The 16,960-nt window shown below is 64.5% G+C and carries 16 protein-coding genes; 8 read left to right on the plus strand and 8 right to left on the minus strand.

The genetic code is table 11. The annotated features are described in order from the left end of the window. Positions 1–24: 24 nt before the first annotated feature. Entirely contained in the window at positions 25–747 is a 723-nt protein-coding gene (locus HAQ05_RS07590; protein WP_190419028.1) for a C40 family peptidase, read from the minus strand. 249 nt (positions 748–996) lie between these two features. Between HAQ05_RS07590 and HAQ05_RS07595 the strand changes: the two genes are divergently transcribed. Beyond that, positions 997–1,413 carry an NINE protein gene (locus tag HAQ05_RS07595; protein ID WP_190419030.1) on the plus strand — a complete coding sequence of 139 codons (417 nt, stop codon included), beginning with the start codon at positions 997–999 and terminating at the stop codon, positions 1,411–1,413. Positions 1,414–1,476: 63 nt separating this feature from the next. Here HAQ05_RS07595 and HAQ05_RS07600 read toward each other — a convergent pair whose 3' ends face one another. The 7 genes from HAQ05_RS07600 to gshB all read right to left on the minus strand — a co-directional run bounded on the left by HAQ05_RS07600 (position 1,477) and on the right by gshB (position 7,417). Continuing rightward, positions 1,477–2,748, minus strand: coding sequence for a dihydroorotase (locus HAQ05_RS07600; RefSeq protein ID WP_190419032.1), 1,272 nt, complete (start codon positions 2,746–2,748; stop codon positions 1,477–1,479). Beyond that, positions 2,745–3,749 (minus strand): aspartate carbamoyltransferase catalytic subunit, encoded by a 1,005-nt coding sequence (locus HAQ05_RS07605; RefSeq protein WP_190419034.1) that lies wholly within the window; start codon positions 3,747–3,749, stop codon positions 2,745–2,747. The genes HAQ05_RS07600 and HAQ05_RS07605 overlap by 4 nt, the downstream gene beginning before the upstream one ends. A gap of 10 nt (positions 3,750–3,759) precedes the next feature. Next, complete coding sequence (gene pyrR, locus HAQ05_RS07610; protein ID WP_190419036.1) at positions 3,760–4,272, minus strand: bifunctional pyr operon transcriptional regulator/uracil phosphoribosyltransferase PyrR; 513 nt, start codon at positions 4,270–4,272, stop codon at positions 3,760–3,762. 39 nt (positions 4,273–4,311) lie between these two features. After that, positions 4,312–4,746, minus strand: a complete 435-nt coding sequence (gene ruvX, locus HAQ05_RS07615; protein WP_190419038.1) for a Holliday junction resolvase RuvX — start codon at positions 4,744–4,746, stop codon at positions 4,312–4,314. After that, positions 4,746–5,315: a YqgE/AlgH family protein gene (locus HAQ05_RS07620; RefSeq protein WP_190419040.1), complete on the minus strand. Its 570-nt coding sequence runs from the start codon at positions 5,313–5,315 to the stop codon at positions 4,746–4,748. The genes ruvX and HAQ05_RS07620 overlap by 1 nt, the downstream gene beginning before the upstream one ends. A 67-nt stretch (positions 5,316–5,382) precedes the next feature. Then, positions 5,383–6,285: an energy transducer TonB gene (locus HAQ05_RS07625; protein WP_190419042.1), complete on the minus strand. Its 903-nt coding sequence runs from the start codon at positions 6,283–6,285 to the stop codon at positions 5,383–5,385. 181 nt (positions 6,286–6,466) lie between these two features. Further along, entirely contained in the window at positions 6,467–7,417 is a 951-nt protein-coding gene (gshB, locus tag HAQ05_RS07630; protein WP_190419044.1) for a glutathione synthase, read from the minus strand. A gap of 172 nt (positions 7,418–7,589) precedes the next feature. Between gshB and HAQ05_RS07635 the strand changes: the two genes are divergently transcribed. The 7 genes from HAQ05_RS07635 to trhA form a co-directional block, all read left to right on the plus strand. Continuing rightward, positions 7,590–8,036, plus strand: a complete 447-nt coding sequence (locus HAQ05_RS07635) for a response regulator (RefSeq protein WP_190419045.1) — start codon at positions 7,590–7,592, stop codon at positions 8,034–8,036. Between the two features lie 39 nt (positions 8,037–8,075). Next, positions 8,076–8,441: a twitching motility response regulator PilH gene (pilH, locus tag HAQ05_RS07640; protein WP_190419046.1), complete on the plus strand. Its 366-nt coding sequence runs from the start codon at positions 8,076–8,078 to the stop codon at positions 8,439–8,441. A gap of 10 nt (positions 8,442–8,451) precedes the next feature. Next, positions 8,452–8,991, plus strand: coding sequence for a chemotaxis protein CheW (locus HAQ05_RS07645; protein ID WP_190419047.1), 540 nt, complete (start codon positions 8,452–8,454; stop codon positions 8,989–8,991). Positions 8,992–9,018: 27 nt separating this feature from the next. Further along, on the plus strand, positions 9,019–11,082 hold the full coding sequence (locus HAQ05_RS07650) for a methyl-accepting chemotaxis protein (RefSeq protein WP_190419048.1): 2,064 nt from the start codon (positions 9,019–9,021) through the stop codon (positions 11,080–11,082). Next, positions 11,079–16,025: a hybrid sensor histidine kinase/response regulator gene (locus HAQ05_RS07655; RefSeq protein WP_190419049.1), complete on the plus strand. Its 4,947-nt coding sequence runs from the start codon at positions 11,079–11,081 to the stop codon at positions 16,023–16,025. Before HAQ05_RS07650 ends, HAQ05_RS07655 begins: the two co-directional genes overlap by 4 nt. After that, a complete protein-coding gene (locus HAQ05_RS07660) occupies positions 16,018–16,503 on the plus strand; it encodes a chemotaxis protein CheW (protein ID WP_190419050.1) in 486 nt (161 codons plus the stop codon). The genes HAQ05_RS07655 and HAQ05_RS07660 overlap by 8 nt, the downstream gene beginning before the upstream one ends. 134 nt (positions 16,504–16,637) lie before the next feature. Next, positions 16,638–16,960 (plus strand): PAQR family membrane homeostasis protein TrhA (trhA, locus tag HAQ05_RS07665; RefSeq protein ID WP_190419051.1); only part of this gene is annotated, 323 nt, incomplete at its 3' end.

Consider the following 16,960-nt stretch of genomic DNA (forward strand, 5'->3'; position numbering starts at 1 on the left):
GCGGCCTGCCATGGGGGATGTGGGTCAGCGCGTGCGGGTGTGCTGCTCATCACCCACACTGGCCAGGCGAATGGGCTGCTGCTGCGGCTTGAGCACACGCTTGGCCACCACATAACGCTCGTTCCAGTAGGGCTTGTCGAGCGTGTCGATGGTCACGGCCTTGCCGCGGCTAGGGGCATGGATGAAGCGATCATCGCCCAGGTAAATGGCCACATGGTTGACCTGCCGCCCGCGGGTATTGAAGAACAGCAAATCGCCAGGCTTGAGGTCGCTGCGCTCGACCTTTACGCCGTGGCCGGCGGCCATGTCGCGCGAGGTGCGTGGCAGGTTTACGCTATTGACGTCGTTGAAGGCGTACTTCACCAAGCCGCTGCAATCGAACCCTTTGCTCGGGCTGGTACCGCCCCAGCGGTAGGGGGTACCCAATGCGTTGACCGCACGGGCTACCACGATGCTGCTTTGCTTGGTCGTGGCTTGTGCCAGGGCGGGTTCGATGCTGCCGCCCTTGCCACGCTTACTATGGTCTACCGTGCGGCCGGAGCGTTTTTTGCGGGGCTCTAGCGTGGCAACGGTAGTTTGTTGCCGGGCGTTGCTCGGCGTATGGCTTTGCGGGTTGGCTTGCGCGCTCTCGGTGCGGGCGGTCTGGCCCGAGAAACCGCTGGGAAGACGTTGCTCACGGGTGGTGGCGTGGGCGGCCAGTGGTAACAAAAGGCAAAGGGTCAGCCATGTCTTGGTAATTGGACGCATTAGGCAAGGCTCGGTGGGTTGACGCGCAACTTTATAACAGCTTTTTTTGCCGTTTTCCCCCCGTTTGTCGATCCGGGCCCTGCGCATGAAGAACCTCTGGTAGCGGAAATTGTCGTAAAAAACCACTCGAACCCCCCTATTCTCGGGCGTTACGCTTACCAGGGTGGGTGGTGACCACTTGTCGGGGCATCGGCAAAAAGTCACATACCTGCCTAAAAAATTTAATTATCAGAGGGGAGCGAAGCGCTCATGAATGGCTATCAACCTGCCACGCGGCAGGACACACACAGCAAGGTGTTAGGTTACCTGCTGTGGATTTTCGGCTTTACCGGCGCCCATCGGTTCTACTATGGCAAGCCGGTGACCGGTACCCTGTGGTTCTTCACGTTGGGGCTTTTGGGGGTGGGTTGGCTGGTCGACCTCTTCCTGATCCCGGCCATGGACCGCGAAGCGGACCTTCGCTTTCATGGCGGTGGCCTGGATTACAATCTGGCGTGGCTGCTGCTGACCTTTCTAGGCGTGTTCGGTGTGCATCGCATGTACCAGGGCAAGTGGATCTCCGGGATTATTTACTTGCTCACCGGCGGGTTGTTCCTACTGGGCGTGCTGTATGATTTTTGGACGCTCAACGAGCAGTTGTCGGTACGGAATGCACAGCGCCGATGAGCCCGGCGCGCCGCAGGCCGCATGGGATAGCGTGCAGCCTGTGGCGTAGGCCCTCGGGGGCTTTTATCCGCTGAAGGTGACCCTGCCATCGACGAGTGTGTAGCGCACCGCGCCCGGCAAACAGTGCCCGATAAACGGGCTGTTTTCACCCTTCGACAGCCAGCGCTCGCCGGCCACCGTCGAGGCATCGAGGTCAAACAGTACCAAATCGGCGGCGGTGCCCACGGCCAACCGCCCGCCAGGCAGGCCCAATGCCCTGGCGGGGCCCGCGCTCAGGCGATCGAGCAGGGTCGGCAGGTCGAGCAGGCCGTCTTCGAGCAGGGTCAAAGCCAGCGGCAGCAACAGTTCCACGCTGCTGATCCCCGGCTCGGTCTGGCCGAATGGCGCGTTCTTCGCATCCCGTTCATGAGGCTGGTGGTGGCTGGCGATCGCGCTGACCACCCCGGCCTTGAGCGCGCTGCGCAGCGCCTCCCGGTCGCTGCGGGTGCGCAGCGGGGGTTGTACGTGGTAAAGGCTGGAGAACCCAGCCAGCGCTTCGTCCGTGAGTATCAGCTGGTACAACGCCACGTCGGCGGTGACCGGCAGGCCACGGGCTTGCGCTTGGGCGATCATCTCAACGCCCCGGGCGCTGGTGAGTTGGCTGAAGTGCGCCCTTACGCCGCTTTGCTCCACCAGCAGCAGGTTGCGCGCCAGGGCTACGGTTTCGGCCGTTTCGGGGATGCCTGGCAGGCCGAGGAAGCTGGCCGTCGGGCCTTCGTGGGCAAGCCCGCCCAGGGCCAGGTCGCGGTCCTGCGAGTGAAACACCACGGTCAGGCCGAAGGTGGCCGCATACTCCAGTGCGCGGCACAGCGTGCGGTTGTTCGGGAACGGGTTCAGGCCATTGCCGAACGCCACGCAGCCCACGTCACGCAGGGCGACCAGTTCGGCCAACTGTTCGCCCTCCAGGCCCCTGGTGAGCGCACCGATGGGGTAGACCTTGCAGTGAGCGGCCTCCCGCGCGCGGTCGAGAATCAATTCGGCCACCGCGGGCGTGTCGAGTATCGGGCGGGTGAGCGGTGGGCAGCACAGGCTGGTGACACCGCCGGCAGCCGCCGCGCGGGTTTCGCTGGCAATCGAGCCTTTGCGGCTATAGCCGGGCTCACGCAACGCCACCGAGAGGTCGACCAGCCCAGGGCTTGCGACCAGCCCGCCGGCGTCGAGGGTGCTGGCGGCGTGGAAGCCAACCGGTGCCTGGCCAATGCCCACCACCTTGCCAGCTTCGATGTGCAGGTCCGCGGTCTGGTCCAGGCCGTCGTGTGGGCTGACCAGGCGCGCGCCAAGAATACTGAAGGTCACTGGGCGTTCTCCTGCTCGATCTGGCGCTGCGCGGCTTGGCCGCTCATGGCCATGGACAATACGGCCATGCGCACGGCGATGCCGTAGGTGACTTGGTTGAGGATCACCGAATGGGCGCCGTCGGCGACGGCTGATTCGATTTCCACGCCACGGTTGATCGGCCCCGGGTGCATCACGATGGCGTCGGGTTTAGCCAGTGCCAGGCGCTGGGTGGTCAGGCCGAACAGGCGATAGAACTCGCCTTCGCTGGGCAGCAAGCCGCCTGCCATGCGCTCACGTTGCAGGCGCAGCATGATGACCACGTCTACATCCTTCAGGCCTTGAGCCAGGTCGGTATGAACCGTTACCCCGTATTGTTCCACGCCCACCGGCAGCAGCGTTTTCGGGGCGATCACGCGGATGTCCGGGCAGCCCAGCGCGCGCAGCGCGAGCATGTTGGAGCGGGCGACGCGCGAATGCAGGATGTCACCCACGATCGCTACCGAGAGGTTCTCGAAGCCGCCCTTGTGGCGGCGGATAGTGAGCATGTCGAGCATGCCCTGGGTGGGGTGGGCATGGCGGCCATCGCCGCCGTTGATGACCGCGACCTGTGGGCACACCTGTTCGGCGATGAAGTGCGCGGCGCCGGACTCCCCGTGGCGTACCACGAACATGTCGGCGGCCATCGCTTCGAGGTTGCGCAACGTATCGAACAGGGTTTCGCCTTTGCTGGTCGAGGAGGTCGATACGTTCAGGCTGATCACGTCGGCCGACAGCCGCTGCGCCGCCAGCTCGAAGGTGGTGCGCGTGCGCGTGGAGTTTTCGAAGAACACGTTGCACACGGTTTTGCCGCGCAGCAGCGGGACTTTTTTCACCGCGCGGGCACCGACCTCAAGAAACGAGTCGGCCGTGTCGAGGATTTCGGTGAGCAGTTCGCGGGGCAACCCGTCGAGCGAGAGAAAATGGCGCAGTTGGCCCTGATCGTTGAGCTGTAGCGGGCGCTTAGCGTCGAGTGGCGTCATCGCGGGACTCTTATAGGCTGGTGGCGAGGGCCTGGCGTTCCAGCAGCAACGGGCTGGGGCCGAGCAATTTTACCCGTTCATCAGGGGCGAGGGACAGCGTGGCGCCCACCACATCGGGGCGGATGGGCAGTTCCGCGGCGTTGAGGTCCAGCAGGCACACGAGGGTAACGCTGGCCGGGCGGCCGTAGTCGAACAGCTCGTTGAGGGCGGCACGGATCGTGCGGCCGCTCATCAGCACGTCGTCGACCAGCACCAAATGCTGGCCTTCGACTTCGAACGGCAGGGCCGAGGGCCGAACCTGCGGGTGCAGGCCGTTTTGGCTGAAGTCATCGCGGTAGAACGAAACGTCCAGGGTACCGAAGCCTTCGTGGCGGCCAAGTTCGGCCAGCAGGGCCTCAGTCACCCAGACACCGCCGGTACGGATACCGATGAAGCGAGGCGCCTGGATGTGCCGCTGGGCCAAATGCTGGGTAAGGCGGCCGGCCATTTGGCGGATGAGTTCTGCAGGGTTGGGTAAGGTCATCGTCTTCCTCGCAGGCCCACCCGCGTGGGCCGTTCGGTATCAGGGGGCCGGCTGCCCGGCGTTGGCCTCCAGCCAGCCCTGCAGCAGCAGGCGGGCGGCGATGGCGTCGACCGGGTTGTCCCGGTAACTGCCACGCTGCCCGCCGTGGGCGAGGCGCTCGCCCTTGGCTTCGAAGGTGGTCAGGCGTTCATCGTGGGTATGCACGGGCAGGTTGAACCGGCCGTGCAGCCGGCGCGCGAATTTTACGGCACGCTCGCTCATCTCGCTGGTGCTGCCGTCCATGTTCAGGGGCAAGCCGACCACCAGCGCGTCGGGTTGCCACTCTTTGACCAATGCTTCGAGCCGTGACCAGTCGGGCACGCCGTTTTGCGCCTTGAGCGTGCACAATTCCCGCGCTTGGCCGGTAATCGATTGGCCGACCGCCACGCCGATCTGTTTGCTGCCGTAATCGAAGCCCAGGAGCAGGCGCGGCATCAGGCGTGGCCCGCCTGGCTGGTGAGCAGGCGCAAGTCGACACCCAGGCGGCTTGCCGCGGCATTAAGGCGCAGGTCGCTTTCGACGTTGAACAGCACGGTTGCATCGAAAGGGCAGGTAAGCCAAGCGTTGTTGGCCATTTCCGCTTCCAACTGCCCCGCCTCCCAGCCTGCGTAACCCAGGGTGATCAGGCTATGGGCCGGGCCGGCGCCGTCGGCGATGGCAAACAGCACGTCTTGGGAGGTAGACAACGATACCCCGCCCAGCTCCACCGTGGCCTGATACACCGGGCCGCTGGTGTGCAGCACGAAACCACGGTCGGTTTGTACCGGCCCGCCGGCGTAGATGGGCACTAACTGCGCGCTGAGTGGCGGCTCGATATCGGGCTGGAGCTGTTCGAGGATGTCGGCCAGGTTCAGGTCTTGTGGCCGGTTGACTACCAGGCCCATGGCACCATTGGCCGTATGCTCGACGACGTAGGTCAAGGTGTGGGCGAAGTTCGGGTCGGCCATGTGTGGCATGGCGATCAGAAACTGATGCTTGAGGTAGCTGGTTTGAAGATTCTTCATGGGGTTGTAGTGTGGCGCCGCCCCGGCCGACATACAAGCCGGCATTGCTTACGAAAATGTGACCCGATCAATTGCTCGAAAGCCGGTCACCCTTGCCAAAACGCCAGGTACGGATGATTTCCAGCCGGTCGATGTCGGCCAAGTCGCCGGTGAAGGGCGCGAACGGCGCGGCCAGCCGCACGATGCGCATGGCGGCGTCGTCCAGTACCGGCGTGCCGGAAGACTCCAGCAATTGCACCTCGTACAGCGACCCGTCGCGGTTAAGCGACACCAGCATGCGCAAGCTGCCATAGATTTTTTCACGGCGTGCCTGCTCGGGGTAATTCAGGTTACCGATGCGTTCGATCTTCTTACGCCATTCTTCCTTGTACCAGGCGCCCTTATCGCGAAGGGTAGAGGCGGCCGTGAGGCGGTAGATACGGGGGCGCTTGGCGTAGGCTTGCTGCTCGCGCGCCAGCTCTGCCTCGAGGCTGGCGATCTGGTTGGACAACTGCGGGCTGTCCAGGTCAGGTGTGGCGTCTTGCGCCTGTTCGCGGGGCTTGCTCGGTTCCGGGGCGGCTTCGGTCTTTTGTTTTTGCTGGGCACGCGTGGCCACGGCCTTTTGCGCCTGGGGCGCCTGCACCGGCTGCACCTTGCGTGCCGGTGGTGGGGTGACCGGGTTGATGTCGGTATCGTCGAACGGCGCCACTTCAGTGCTTTTGGGCAGTGCTTTTTTTTCGAGCGTGCCGCTGCCTTGCTGGTTGGCCTGGGCCAGAAAGTCGGCGTTTTCCGGTGCTTTGTCGCTGCTGAACGTCGCCAGGGTGATTTCCAGGGTTTGGCGGATGGCCGGCGGCGGTTCGGGGCTGAAGCCGATACCCAGGATCAGCGCCAGGTGCAGCAGCGCGCCTATGACCAACGCCAGCCCCAAGCGGTCGGCCGGGCGCTGGGCAGCGCGAGACAACTGGGCGGGAAGGTGGGTGAAGCTGGTCATGGCGGCCCCGTGAGCGATCGGGCGAAATCATAACAGATGGGGGGCCGTTGCACGCGCCAAGCGGCCAGCAGGCCGCTGTCGATGGGCTATTTGCCGCTGCCGGTGTGGCGCCCCAGCAATGGCTTGCACAGTGTTGGTGCGTGAAACCTTATGGGAATGCCTGAAACACCCCGCCCGTGCGCTATACCCCTAACTTCCCGGCAATGGCGTCCATCAGCTTGCCGCCGATATCGGTGCCGTAAGCGGCGTCTATCTCGCGGATACAGGTGGGGCTGGTCACGTTGATTTCGGTGAGGTAATCGCCGATCACATCCAAGCCTACGAACAGCAGGCCCTTTTCGCGTAAGGCTGGGCCTACCTGGGCGGCAATCCAGCGGTCGCGGTCGGTGAGCGGGCGCGCCTCACCGCGGCCGCCGGCGGCCAGGTTGCCGCGGGTTTCGCCTTTGGCGGGAATGCGCGCCAGGCAGTAATCCACAGGCTGGCCGTCGATCATCAGGATGCGTTTATCGCCGTCTACGATCTGCGGCACATAAGCCTGCGCCATGATTTGGTGGGCCCCCCGGTGGGTCAGTGTTTCAAGGATCACCGAAAGGTTCGGGTCACCGTCGCGGTGGCGGAAAATCGAAGCACCGCCCATTTCGTCGAGGGGCTTGAGGATTACATCGCCGTGCTCGCGTGCAAATTCACGCAGCAAGTCTTGGCGGCGGCTGACCAGCGTGGGTGGGTTGCACTGTGGGAATTGCGTGGCGAAGAGCTTTTCGTTGCAGTCGCGCAAGCTTTGCGGCTTGTTCACGATCAGCACACCGGCACGCTCAGCGGCTTCGAGCAGGTAGGTGCTGTAGATGTACTCGATGTCGAACGGCGGGTCTTTGCGCATTAGCACCGCGTCCAGTTCGGCCAGGGCAATGTCTTGCTCCTCGCCCAGTTCGTACCAGTGTGCCGGGTCTGCGAATACCTTCAGCGCGCGGCTGCGCGCCCGCGGCTGGCCCAACGCCTGGTAGAGGTCGGCCTGCTCCATGTACACCAGCTCCCAGCCGCGTTGTTGGGCGGCGAGCAGCATGGCCAGCGAACTGTCCTTTTTGTAGGAAATGCCAGCGATAGGGTCCATGACAATTCCGAGGCGTACGCTCATGGGGGAATCCTCTTTGGGGCGGGGCGATGAAAAAGGGCAATCAGGGTGATGCCAGGCGCGCCCCGGGTCAAGGTATCGGCCATGGAATGCGCCCGGCAAGTGTGCTAAAAAGCCCAGAGGATCATTCGGGGCCCGCACTTTCCATTCGCACCCATAGCCTGATAGAGCAAACATGGAGCAGCATTCCAAGGCCCTCAAGGTCATGGTCGTCGATGATTCGAAGACCATTCGCCGCACGGCCCAAGCGCTTTTGCAGGAGGCGGGTTGCGAAGTCATCACGGCAATCGATGGCTTCGATGCCCTGGCCCGGATCGTCGACCAGCATCCGCGAATCATCTTCGTCGATGTGATGATGCCGCGCCTCGACGGCTATCAAACCTGCGCGCTGATCAAGCACAACAGCTATTTCCGGGCGACGCCGGTGGTGATGCTGTCATCGCGCGATGGCCTGTTCGACAAGGCCAAGGGGCGCGTGGTGGGTGCCGACCAGTTCCTGACCAAGCCTTTCAGCAAAGAACAGCTACTGGGTGCGATCCAGGCGTTGGTCCCGGGTTTTGCCGCCGCACAAGGGCAAGGCCCAGAGGCGCACCTGGCAGAGCGGCAACCCCCGCAGGGTTAGCCATAACAGCGGCCTGGCCGCAGACGCACGAGGCAGAACATGGCGCGTATCCTGATCGTCGACGATTCGCCGACTGAAATGTACAAACTGACCGGCATTCTGGAAAAACACGGCCATGAGGTGCTCAAGGCTGAAAACGGTGCCGACGGCGTGGCGCTGGCGCGCCAGGAAAAACCCGACGCGGTGTTGATGGACATCGTGATGCCTGGGCTCAACGGCTTCCAGGCCACCCGGCAACTGGCCAAGGACCCTGACACCAGCGCTATTCCAGTGATCATCGTGACCACCAAGGACCAAGATACCGATAAGGTATGGGGCACGCGCCAAGGGGCGCGGGATTACCTCACCAAGCCGCTGGAGGAAGACGCGCTGTTGCGCACCCTCGACGCTGTGTTGGCGAGGTGACGGGGCGTTGATGAACCCCACTAGCACGGCCTTCGAGCTATTGCTGGATATCGACCGCCGCTGCCGCGCCCAGGCGTCGGCGCTGCCCTCGCAAGACGCGCGCCTGCAAAGCTGGAGCGGGATTGGTTTTCGCTTGGCCAGCCACTGGTTCGTGGCACCGATGGCCGAGGTGGTCGAAGTGCTGCCCGAGCCCCGCCTGGCCCAGGTGCCCGGCGTGCATCATTGGGTGCGCGGCGTGGCTAACCTGCGCGGCCGCCTGTTGCCGGTGATGGACTTATGCGGTTTTTTTGGGCAGGAGCGCAGCTCGGTTCGCAAGCAGCGGCGGGTGTTGGTCATTGACCACGAAGAATTATTCACCGGCCTGCTGGTCGACGAGGTGCCCGGCTTGCAGCACTTTCCCCTGCTGCGCCTAGACCCCGGGCGGCCGCCGGGCTTGCCAGAAAACCTGCAACCCTTTGTGCAAGGGCATTTTCAACGTGAGCGCGATTGGGCCGTGTTCAGCCCGCTGGCGCTGACGACCATAGCGGAGTTCATGAATGTGGCGCTTTGAACCAGGCAACGCGCGCCGGTGGCCGGCATGATCAAACTCGCCCCAGGGGCCCAGGGTTCGCGCAGCACGGCGCAGATCGCCGGGCTTTTCGTTGCGCTGATCATCTTCATCATGCTGTTGTTCGCCAATTTCGCCTACCTCAACACCCGGGCCAACTACGACAAAGAGTACATTGGCCATGCTGGCGAATTGCGCGTGGTGTCGCAGCGCATCGCCAAGAACGCCACCGAGGCGGCCGCCGGCAAGGCCGAAGCGTTCCGCCAGCTCAGTGAGGCGCGTAACGACTTCGAGCGGCGTTGGCGCTACCTGCTCGAAGGCGACAAGCACACCGGTTTACCACCGGCGCCCCATGAGGTCGCCGATGAGATGCGCGCGGTACAGGACGATTGGGACCACCTGCGGATGAACGCCGACACCATTTTAGCCAGCGAACAGACGGTGCTGTCGTTGCACCAGGTGGCCGCCACGCTGAGCGAAACCGTGCCACAGTTGCAGGGGGAATCGGAGAAGGTCGTCGACATTCTGTTGCGCCGCGGCGCGCCGGCCAGCCAAGTGGCCATGGCCCAACGCCAATCGTTGTTGGCTGAGCGCATCCTGGGCTCGGTGAACACCGTGCTGGCGGGCGATGAAAACGCCGCCCAGGCGGCCGAGGCCTTTGGCCGCGACGCCAACCGCTTTGGCGTCGTGCTCAATGGCATGCTCAACGGCAACCCGGGCCAGCAGATCAGCCAGGTCGAAGACCCGCAAGCCCGCGCTCGGCTGGCGGACATCGCCGAGTTGTTCGAGTTCGTGTCAGGCTCGGTGGACGAAATCCTCGAAACCTCACCGGCCTTGTTCAAGGTGCGTGAGGCTACCACCGCTATCTTCAACCTGTCGCAAACTCTGCTCGACGAAGCCTCGCGCCTGGCCACCGGCTTCGAGCACCTGGCCGGGGGGCGTTCGGTCGATACCATTGGCGGCTACGTACTGGGCTTGCTGGCGCTGGCCTCGATCATCCTGATCGGCCAGGTGATGGTGCGCGAAACCAACCTGCGGCTGCGCGAAACCGCCGAGAAAAACGACCGTAACCAGGCAGCCATCATGCGCCTGCTCGACGAGATCGAAGATCTTGCCTCGGGTGATTTGACCGTGACCGCCTCGGTGACCGAGGAATTCACCGGCACCATCGCCGACTCGATCAACAATGCCGTAGACCAACTGCGTGAACTGGTGGCGACCATCAACCAAGCCGCCGAGCGCGTCGCCTCGTCGGTGTTGCAAACCGAAGGCAGCGCCTACCACTTGGTCAAGGCCTCCGAGCACCAAGCCCAACAAATCAGCGAGGCATCGTTGGCCATCAGCGACATGGCCCAGTCCATCGACCATGTATCAAGCAATGCCTACCAGTCGGCGAAGGTGGCCGAACGGTCGGTTGCCATCGCCAACAAGGGCAGTGAAAGGGTGCACAACACCATCCGCGGCATGGAGACCATCCGCGAACAGATCCAGGACACTTCACGCCGGATCAAACGCCTGGGGGAATCGTCCCAGGAGATCGGCGATATCGTTAGCTTGATCGACGACATTGCCGACCAAACCAATATCCTCGCGCTCAATGCCGCGATCCAGGCTTCCATGGCCGGCGAAGCGGGGCGGGGCTTTGCCGTGGTGGCCGATGAGGTGCAGCGCCTGGCCGAACGCTCGTCGTCGGCGTTGCGCCAGATCGAGCTACTGGTGCGGGCGATCCAGGCTGATACCAACGAAGCGGTAATGTCGATGGAACAAACCACCTATGAAGTGGTGCGCGGTGCACGCCTGGCCGAAGATGCCGGTGTGGCGCTGGAAGAGATCGAAGGTGTGTCGCAAGACCTGGCCGCGTTGATCCAGCGCATCTCTAACGCCGCCCAACAGCAAACTTCTTCGGCAGGGCAGATTTCCCACACCATGGCGGTGATCCAGGAAATCACCACGCAAACCTCGGCCGACTCCATCGCCACGGCCGACAGCATGGCAACCCTGGCGCAGATGGCCAGCGAAATGCGCCGGTCGGTGTCTGGCTTCACCTTGCCCGCCCAACAGGGCACTGAGCCCCACGGCGCCCAACGGCCATGAGCACTGCGCTGGATTTTGTCGCCCTGCAGTGGCTGGGCCCTGAGTTGCAAGACACCCTGGGGCAGGCACGCCAGGCATTGGATAGCCCCGGAGATGGCCCGGCGCTTTGCCAAGCCCTGCTACACCAGGCCCAGGGTGCCCTGCAGTTGCTCGACGTGCCGGGCGCTGCCTGGCTGGTGGCGGAGATGGAGCGCCTGGCACAAACGCTGGCGAGCGGCAAGGCCGCCACCGCGCAGGCCGCGCCACTGCTCAAACGCGCAGCCTTGCAAGTGCCGGTGTACCTGCAACGGGTGCATTTGGCCCGCCGCGACCTGCCGCTGGTACTGCTGCCATTGATCAATGAATTGCGTGCGGCCCGGGGGGCGCAACCGTTGGCCGACACGCAACTGGTGCACCATGCCTTGCAGGTACCAGCGGCGCTGAGCGCCCAGCAGTTGGCCGAGCGCGATGGCCCAGGGCTGGCGACACAGCTACAGCATTGGAACCAGGCCCTGCAGGATGCCTTGGCTGGCTTGTTGCGCGAGCCCGACGAGCCCGTGCACCTGGAGCAGTTGGGGCAGGTATACGCCCAGCTTGAGCACTTTGCCCAGGACGCGCCGCTACAGCCGCTGTGGCAAGTGGCGGCGGCGGTGGCCGAGGCGGTGGCGCTCGGCCTGCTCGCCGACAGCCGGTCGCTGTATGAATTGCTCTGCGATACCGCGCCGGTGCTGGCGCGGCTGGCCGAAGAGGGCGCGGCCGGCTTGAACCGCCCGGCCGACCCCGAGCTGCTGCGCGGCTTGCGCGAGCATTTGGGCAAGGCCCGTGGCCCCGCCCCGCGCTTACAGGCCATTGCCCGCCACCACGGGCTGGGCGAGGCGCCGCTGGACATTGCCTGGGTGGCGCGCGAGCGCGAATACCTCAACGGGCCGGACCGTGACGCACTGCGGTCGGTGGTCGCCGCGTTGTGCGATGACTTGGTGCGGCACAAAGAGCGGCTGGAGGCATTCGTGCGCAGTGACCGGCAACACCCGGCACAGCTTGCTGAACTGCTGCCGCCGTTGCGCCAAGTTGCCGATACCCTGGCGGTACTGGGCTTTGAGCAACCGCGCCGGGTGATCATCGACCAACTGGGGGTTATCCAAAGCCTCGCCCAGGGCCAAACGCCTGCGCGAGACGCCGAGCTGATGGACGCTGCCAGTGCGCTGGTCTACGTCGAAAACACCTTGGCAGGCATGGCCGGGCCGGTCGAAGGCGGTGCGAGTACCGCCCAGCCCACCACCGACATCCAGCAAATTCACCTGTTGGTGTTTCATGAGGTGCTGGTGGGCTTGGAGCACGTCAAGGCCTGTATCAACGATGGCCAGCTCAGCGGCTGGTCGGCGCCGCGGTTCCAGGCGTTGTTCGAGTTGATCGACCCCCTGCGCGGCGCCTTGGCAATCATTCCGTTGCCGCGCGCAAGCCAGCTGTTGGCGCTGGCCAACCGCTGGGTGGCTGAGCGTGTGCACGGCGAACCGCCGGCTACACACGCGTTGGAGCACTTCGCCGAGGCGTTGAGTGCCCTTGAATACTACCTGCAGCGCTTGCTGCTCGACCCTGCCGCGGGTGATGTGGCGAGCCTGGACCAAGCCCGCGATGCGCTGGCCGCGCTGGGGCTCGAACCGGCTGAACAGGCCGTGCCCGCGCTAGACGAGCGGCCCGGCGCCGCCGGGGCGCTGGGCCTTGCAGACCTTGCGCCGCTGGCCAGCCCGCCCGGGGCCGAGCCGTTGGCGGTGCTGCCGGCCGGCGATGCCGGCGACGATGAGCCACTGTTGGCGATTTTCCAGGCCGAGGCGCTGGGCCACGTCACGGTGCTGGGGCATTTTATCGAGCGCGTGCGGCGCGATGGGCCCGCCGTGCCGGAAGACGACCTGCACCGTGCCTTGCATACGCTCAAAGGCAGTGCCTATATGGCCGGGGTCGCCAGCGTAGCGGAACTGGCGGCAGGCCTAGACCTGCTCAGCCGGGAGTACAAGGCCCACCAACTGCCCGTAGAGCCTGCCGATACCGTGCTGTTGGAAGCGGCGCTGGTGCTGCTGCGCCGGCTGTTGAGGGCGTTGCCTGGCGAACGGTTGGCGGCCCCTGCCGCCGTCGTGAGCCTGGTGGGCCAACTGCGTGAGCGTTGCGCCGAGCGCCTGGCGCAGTGGGCACACGTGCCGGCTACTGGGCAGCCTGCGCGGCGGGCGCCGCCGGTGATGGCTGAATTTCTCGCCCAAGGCCTGGACACCCTGCTGGATGCCGACACACTCTTGCGTGAATGGCGCCAGCAGCCCCAGGCGCGGCACCAGCTCGCTGCCCTGCTCGACGCATTGACCACCCTCACCCATGGCGCCCACGCCGCAGATTTGCACGCGGTGGATGAACTGTGTGAAGCGTTGTTGGATGTATACGGGGCTGTGGAAGACGCCAGCCTCGGCGTGGGCCCGGTTTTTTTCGACCAGGCCGAGCAGGCCCATGAAGCGTTGATCGACATGTTCGACCAGTTAGCCGCTGGCCAGGGGGTGGCGCCGGCACCGGAGCGTGTGGCGGCGTTGCGCAACCTGCATGAGCAGGCCCTGGCGCCTAGGGCCATGGGCCTCGTTGAAGCGGCCAGTGGCCAGCCCCACGATTGGCCAACCGACCTTGGGCCGGGCGGCGCATCGGAACAGGCTGACACCGACCAGGAGTTGCTGCAGGTATTTCTCGACGAAGGCTTCGACATCGTCGAGAGCGCGGGCGCGGCGCTGCTGCGTTGGCAGGCCGAGCCTGGCAATACGCTGGAAGTGGAAAACCTGCTGCGTGACCTGCACACCCTCAAGGGTGGCGCGCGGATGGTCGAAATCGCGCCGCTCGGCGATTTGGCCCATGAGCTTGAAACGCTCTACGAGCGGCTTTCGACCGGCATGCTGCAGGCCAGCGCCGAGCTGTTCAAGCTGTTGCAAAAAGGCCACGATCGCCTGGGCCAGATGCTCGATGCGGTACGCTCTGGCCAGCCGGTGCTGGCCGACCAAGTGCTGCTGGCGCGGGTGCATGGTTTCGGGCTTGCCGCCCACACCGCGCCAGGCGACGCCGCCGGGCAGCGGCCGGTCGCCACTGAGCCGGCACCGGCGTTGCTCGAACGCGGGCCCACCGACATGGTCAAGGTGACCGCCCAGGTACTGGAAGACCTCGGCAACCTGGCCGGTGAGGCCGCCATCGCCAGGGGCCGGGTAGAGCAGCAGGTCAATGACACGCGCAATACGTTGCGCGAGGTCGATATGACCCTGCAACGCATGCGCGACCAACTGTTGCGGCTAGACAGCGAAACCGATGCTGGCCAGCGGGAGCAAACCTTCGAGCGCGCCGGCTACGAAGATTTCGACCCGCTCGAAATGGACCGCCATTCCCAATTGCAGCAACTGACGCGGGCATTGTTCGAGTCCGTGTCGGACTTGCTTGACCTGAAGGACACCCTCGACGACCGTACTCACGAGGCCCAGGCGCTGCTGGCGCACCAGGCGCGGGTAAGCTCGCAGTTGCAAGAAGGCTTGATGCGCACCCGCATGGTGCCCTTCGAGCGTGTGGTGCCGCGCTTGCAACGTATTGTGCGCCAGGTCGCCGAAGAGCTGGGTAAACAGGTGAACTTCGAAACCGGCCATGCCGAGGCGGAAATCGACCGTACCGTGCTTGAACGGATGATCGCGCCGCTGGAGCACATGCTGCGCAACGCCGTCGACCACGGCTTGGAGGCGGCCGAGGTGCGCCGCGCGATGGGCAAGCCCGAAGCGGGGTTGATCACCCTGGAAGTCACCCATGAAGGTGCCGAAGTGGTCATCGAACTGGCCGATGATGGCGCCGGTGTGCCGCTCGATGCCGTCCGCAGCAAGGCTGTCAAACGTGGCCTGTTGGGCGCCGACAGCGACATGAGCGACCACGACGTGATGCAGTTCATTCTCCAACCAGGGTTTTCCACGGCGCAGAAGATCACCCAGATATCTGGCCGTGGCCTCGGTATGGACGTGGTCCATGAAGAGGTCAAGCAACTGGGCGGGTCAATGACCATCGATTCGCGCCGGGGTGTGGGCGCGCGTTTTCAGATTCGCCTGCCGTTGGCGGTGTCGATCAACCGGGCCTTGTTGGTGCAATGCGGTGAGCAGTTGTATGCAGTGCCGCTTAACAGCATCGAGGGCATCGTGCGGGTGAAGCCGGCTGAACTTGACGCCCATTACCGGCACCACCCGCCGCGTTATCGCTACGGCGGTATCACCCATGACCTGCGTTACCTTGGGCAACTGCTGCACAGCGCCCCGCGGCCTGAGTTGCTGGGCGAGGAGCAGGCCCTGCCGGTACTGCTGGTGCGCTCGCACGATCACCAGGTAGCGGTGCAGGTCGATGCGATCAATGGCTCGCGCGAAATCGTGGTCAAGAGCCTGGGGCCGCAGTTCAGCGCCGTGCCGGGCCTTAATGGAGCCACTATCCTGGGCGATGGCCGCGTGGTATTGATCCTTGACCTGCTCGGGCAAATCCGCGCCCAGCACTTGCGCCCGGGCCACAACGCCGGGCCCTTGGAGGCACGCAACGACACGCTGCCGGCCAGGCCCCGGCTGGTGTTAGTGGTGGACGACTCGGTGACCGTGCGCAAGGTGACCAGCCGGCTGCTTGAGCGCCATGGTATGCGCGTGCTGACTGCCCGCGACGGTGTCGAGGCCATGGCGATCCTGCAGGAGCACCGCCCCGACGTGCTCCTGCTGGACATCGAAATGCCGCGTATGGACGGCTTCGAAGTGGCGAGCAAAGTGCGTAATAACCCCCACCTCAGCACCCTGCCGATCATCATGATTACCTCGCGCACCGGCGAGAAGCACCGGGAACGGGCCATGGCCATCGGCGTGAACGAATACCTGGGCAAGCCATTCCAAGAAGCCCAGTTGCTGTCGAGCATTGCCAAATGGAGCCGCCTGCATGCCTGAACGCCCGCTCGAGCGGCGCCAGACGCTGACCGCGTTGCTGCTACCATTGGCCGACCGCCAATTGGTGCTACCCAATGTGGCGGTGGCCGAATTGATCGAATATCGCAGCGGCACCGCCGTGCCCGGGGCGCCCTCCTGGCACCTGGGCAATATCGCCTGGCGCCGCCGCGAGTTGCCGCTGGTGTGCTTCGAGGCGGCCTGCGGCAGTGCCCCGGCGCAGGGCGAGCGCAGCCATATCATCGTGCTTAACGCCATCGGCGGTGGCCCTTTGGCCTTCTATGCCATGCTGGTGCAGGGCATCCCCCGCTCGGTGAAAGTCGACAGCCAACTCAGTTATGTCGATGTGCCGCTGGCGCGCTTCGAACTGGCCGCGGTGCAGTTGGCTGAGGTGGTGGCCAAAGTGCCAGACCTCGATGGCCTCGAGCGCTTGCTGCAACAGGCTTGGCAGCACCCGGGCGAGCCGACTTCACGGAGCTGAAAGGCTTTTCTGTGTAGCATGGCGTTGGTGTTGTCTCAGCAGTTAACTGCATGATCTTGACGCGCCGTTTGCCGCCGGGCGGCCTGAACGGCCAAAACGATCACACCAGAACCGTGACAGGAGTGGATCGACGTATGTATCACGGAGAACGGCTCAACGCCTGGACCCACCTAGTCGGCGCCTTGCTGGCCGCCACCGGCGCCGCCTGGCTGACCATCGACGCCAGCGTGCAAGGTAACCCTTGGAAAATCGTCAGTTCAACGGTATATGGCATCACCCTGATGGCGCTGTATGGGATTTCCACCGTTTACCACAGCGTACGCGGGCGGGCCAAAGTGGTCATGCGCAAGCTCGACCACCTGGCCATCTACCTGCTGATCGCCGGCAGCTACACGCCCTTTTGTTTGGTATCGCTTCGCGGGCCATGGGGCTGGGGCCTGTTCGGGGTGGTCTGGGG

Source organism: Pseudomonas typographi (genome assembly GCF_014694385.1).
Lineage (GTDB): Bacteria > Pseudomonadota > Gammaproteobacteria > Pseudomonadales > Pseudomonadaceae > Aquipseudomonas > Aquipseudomonas typographi.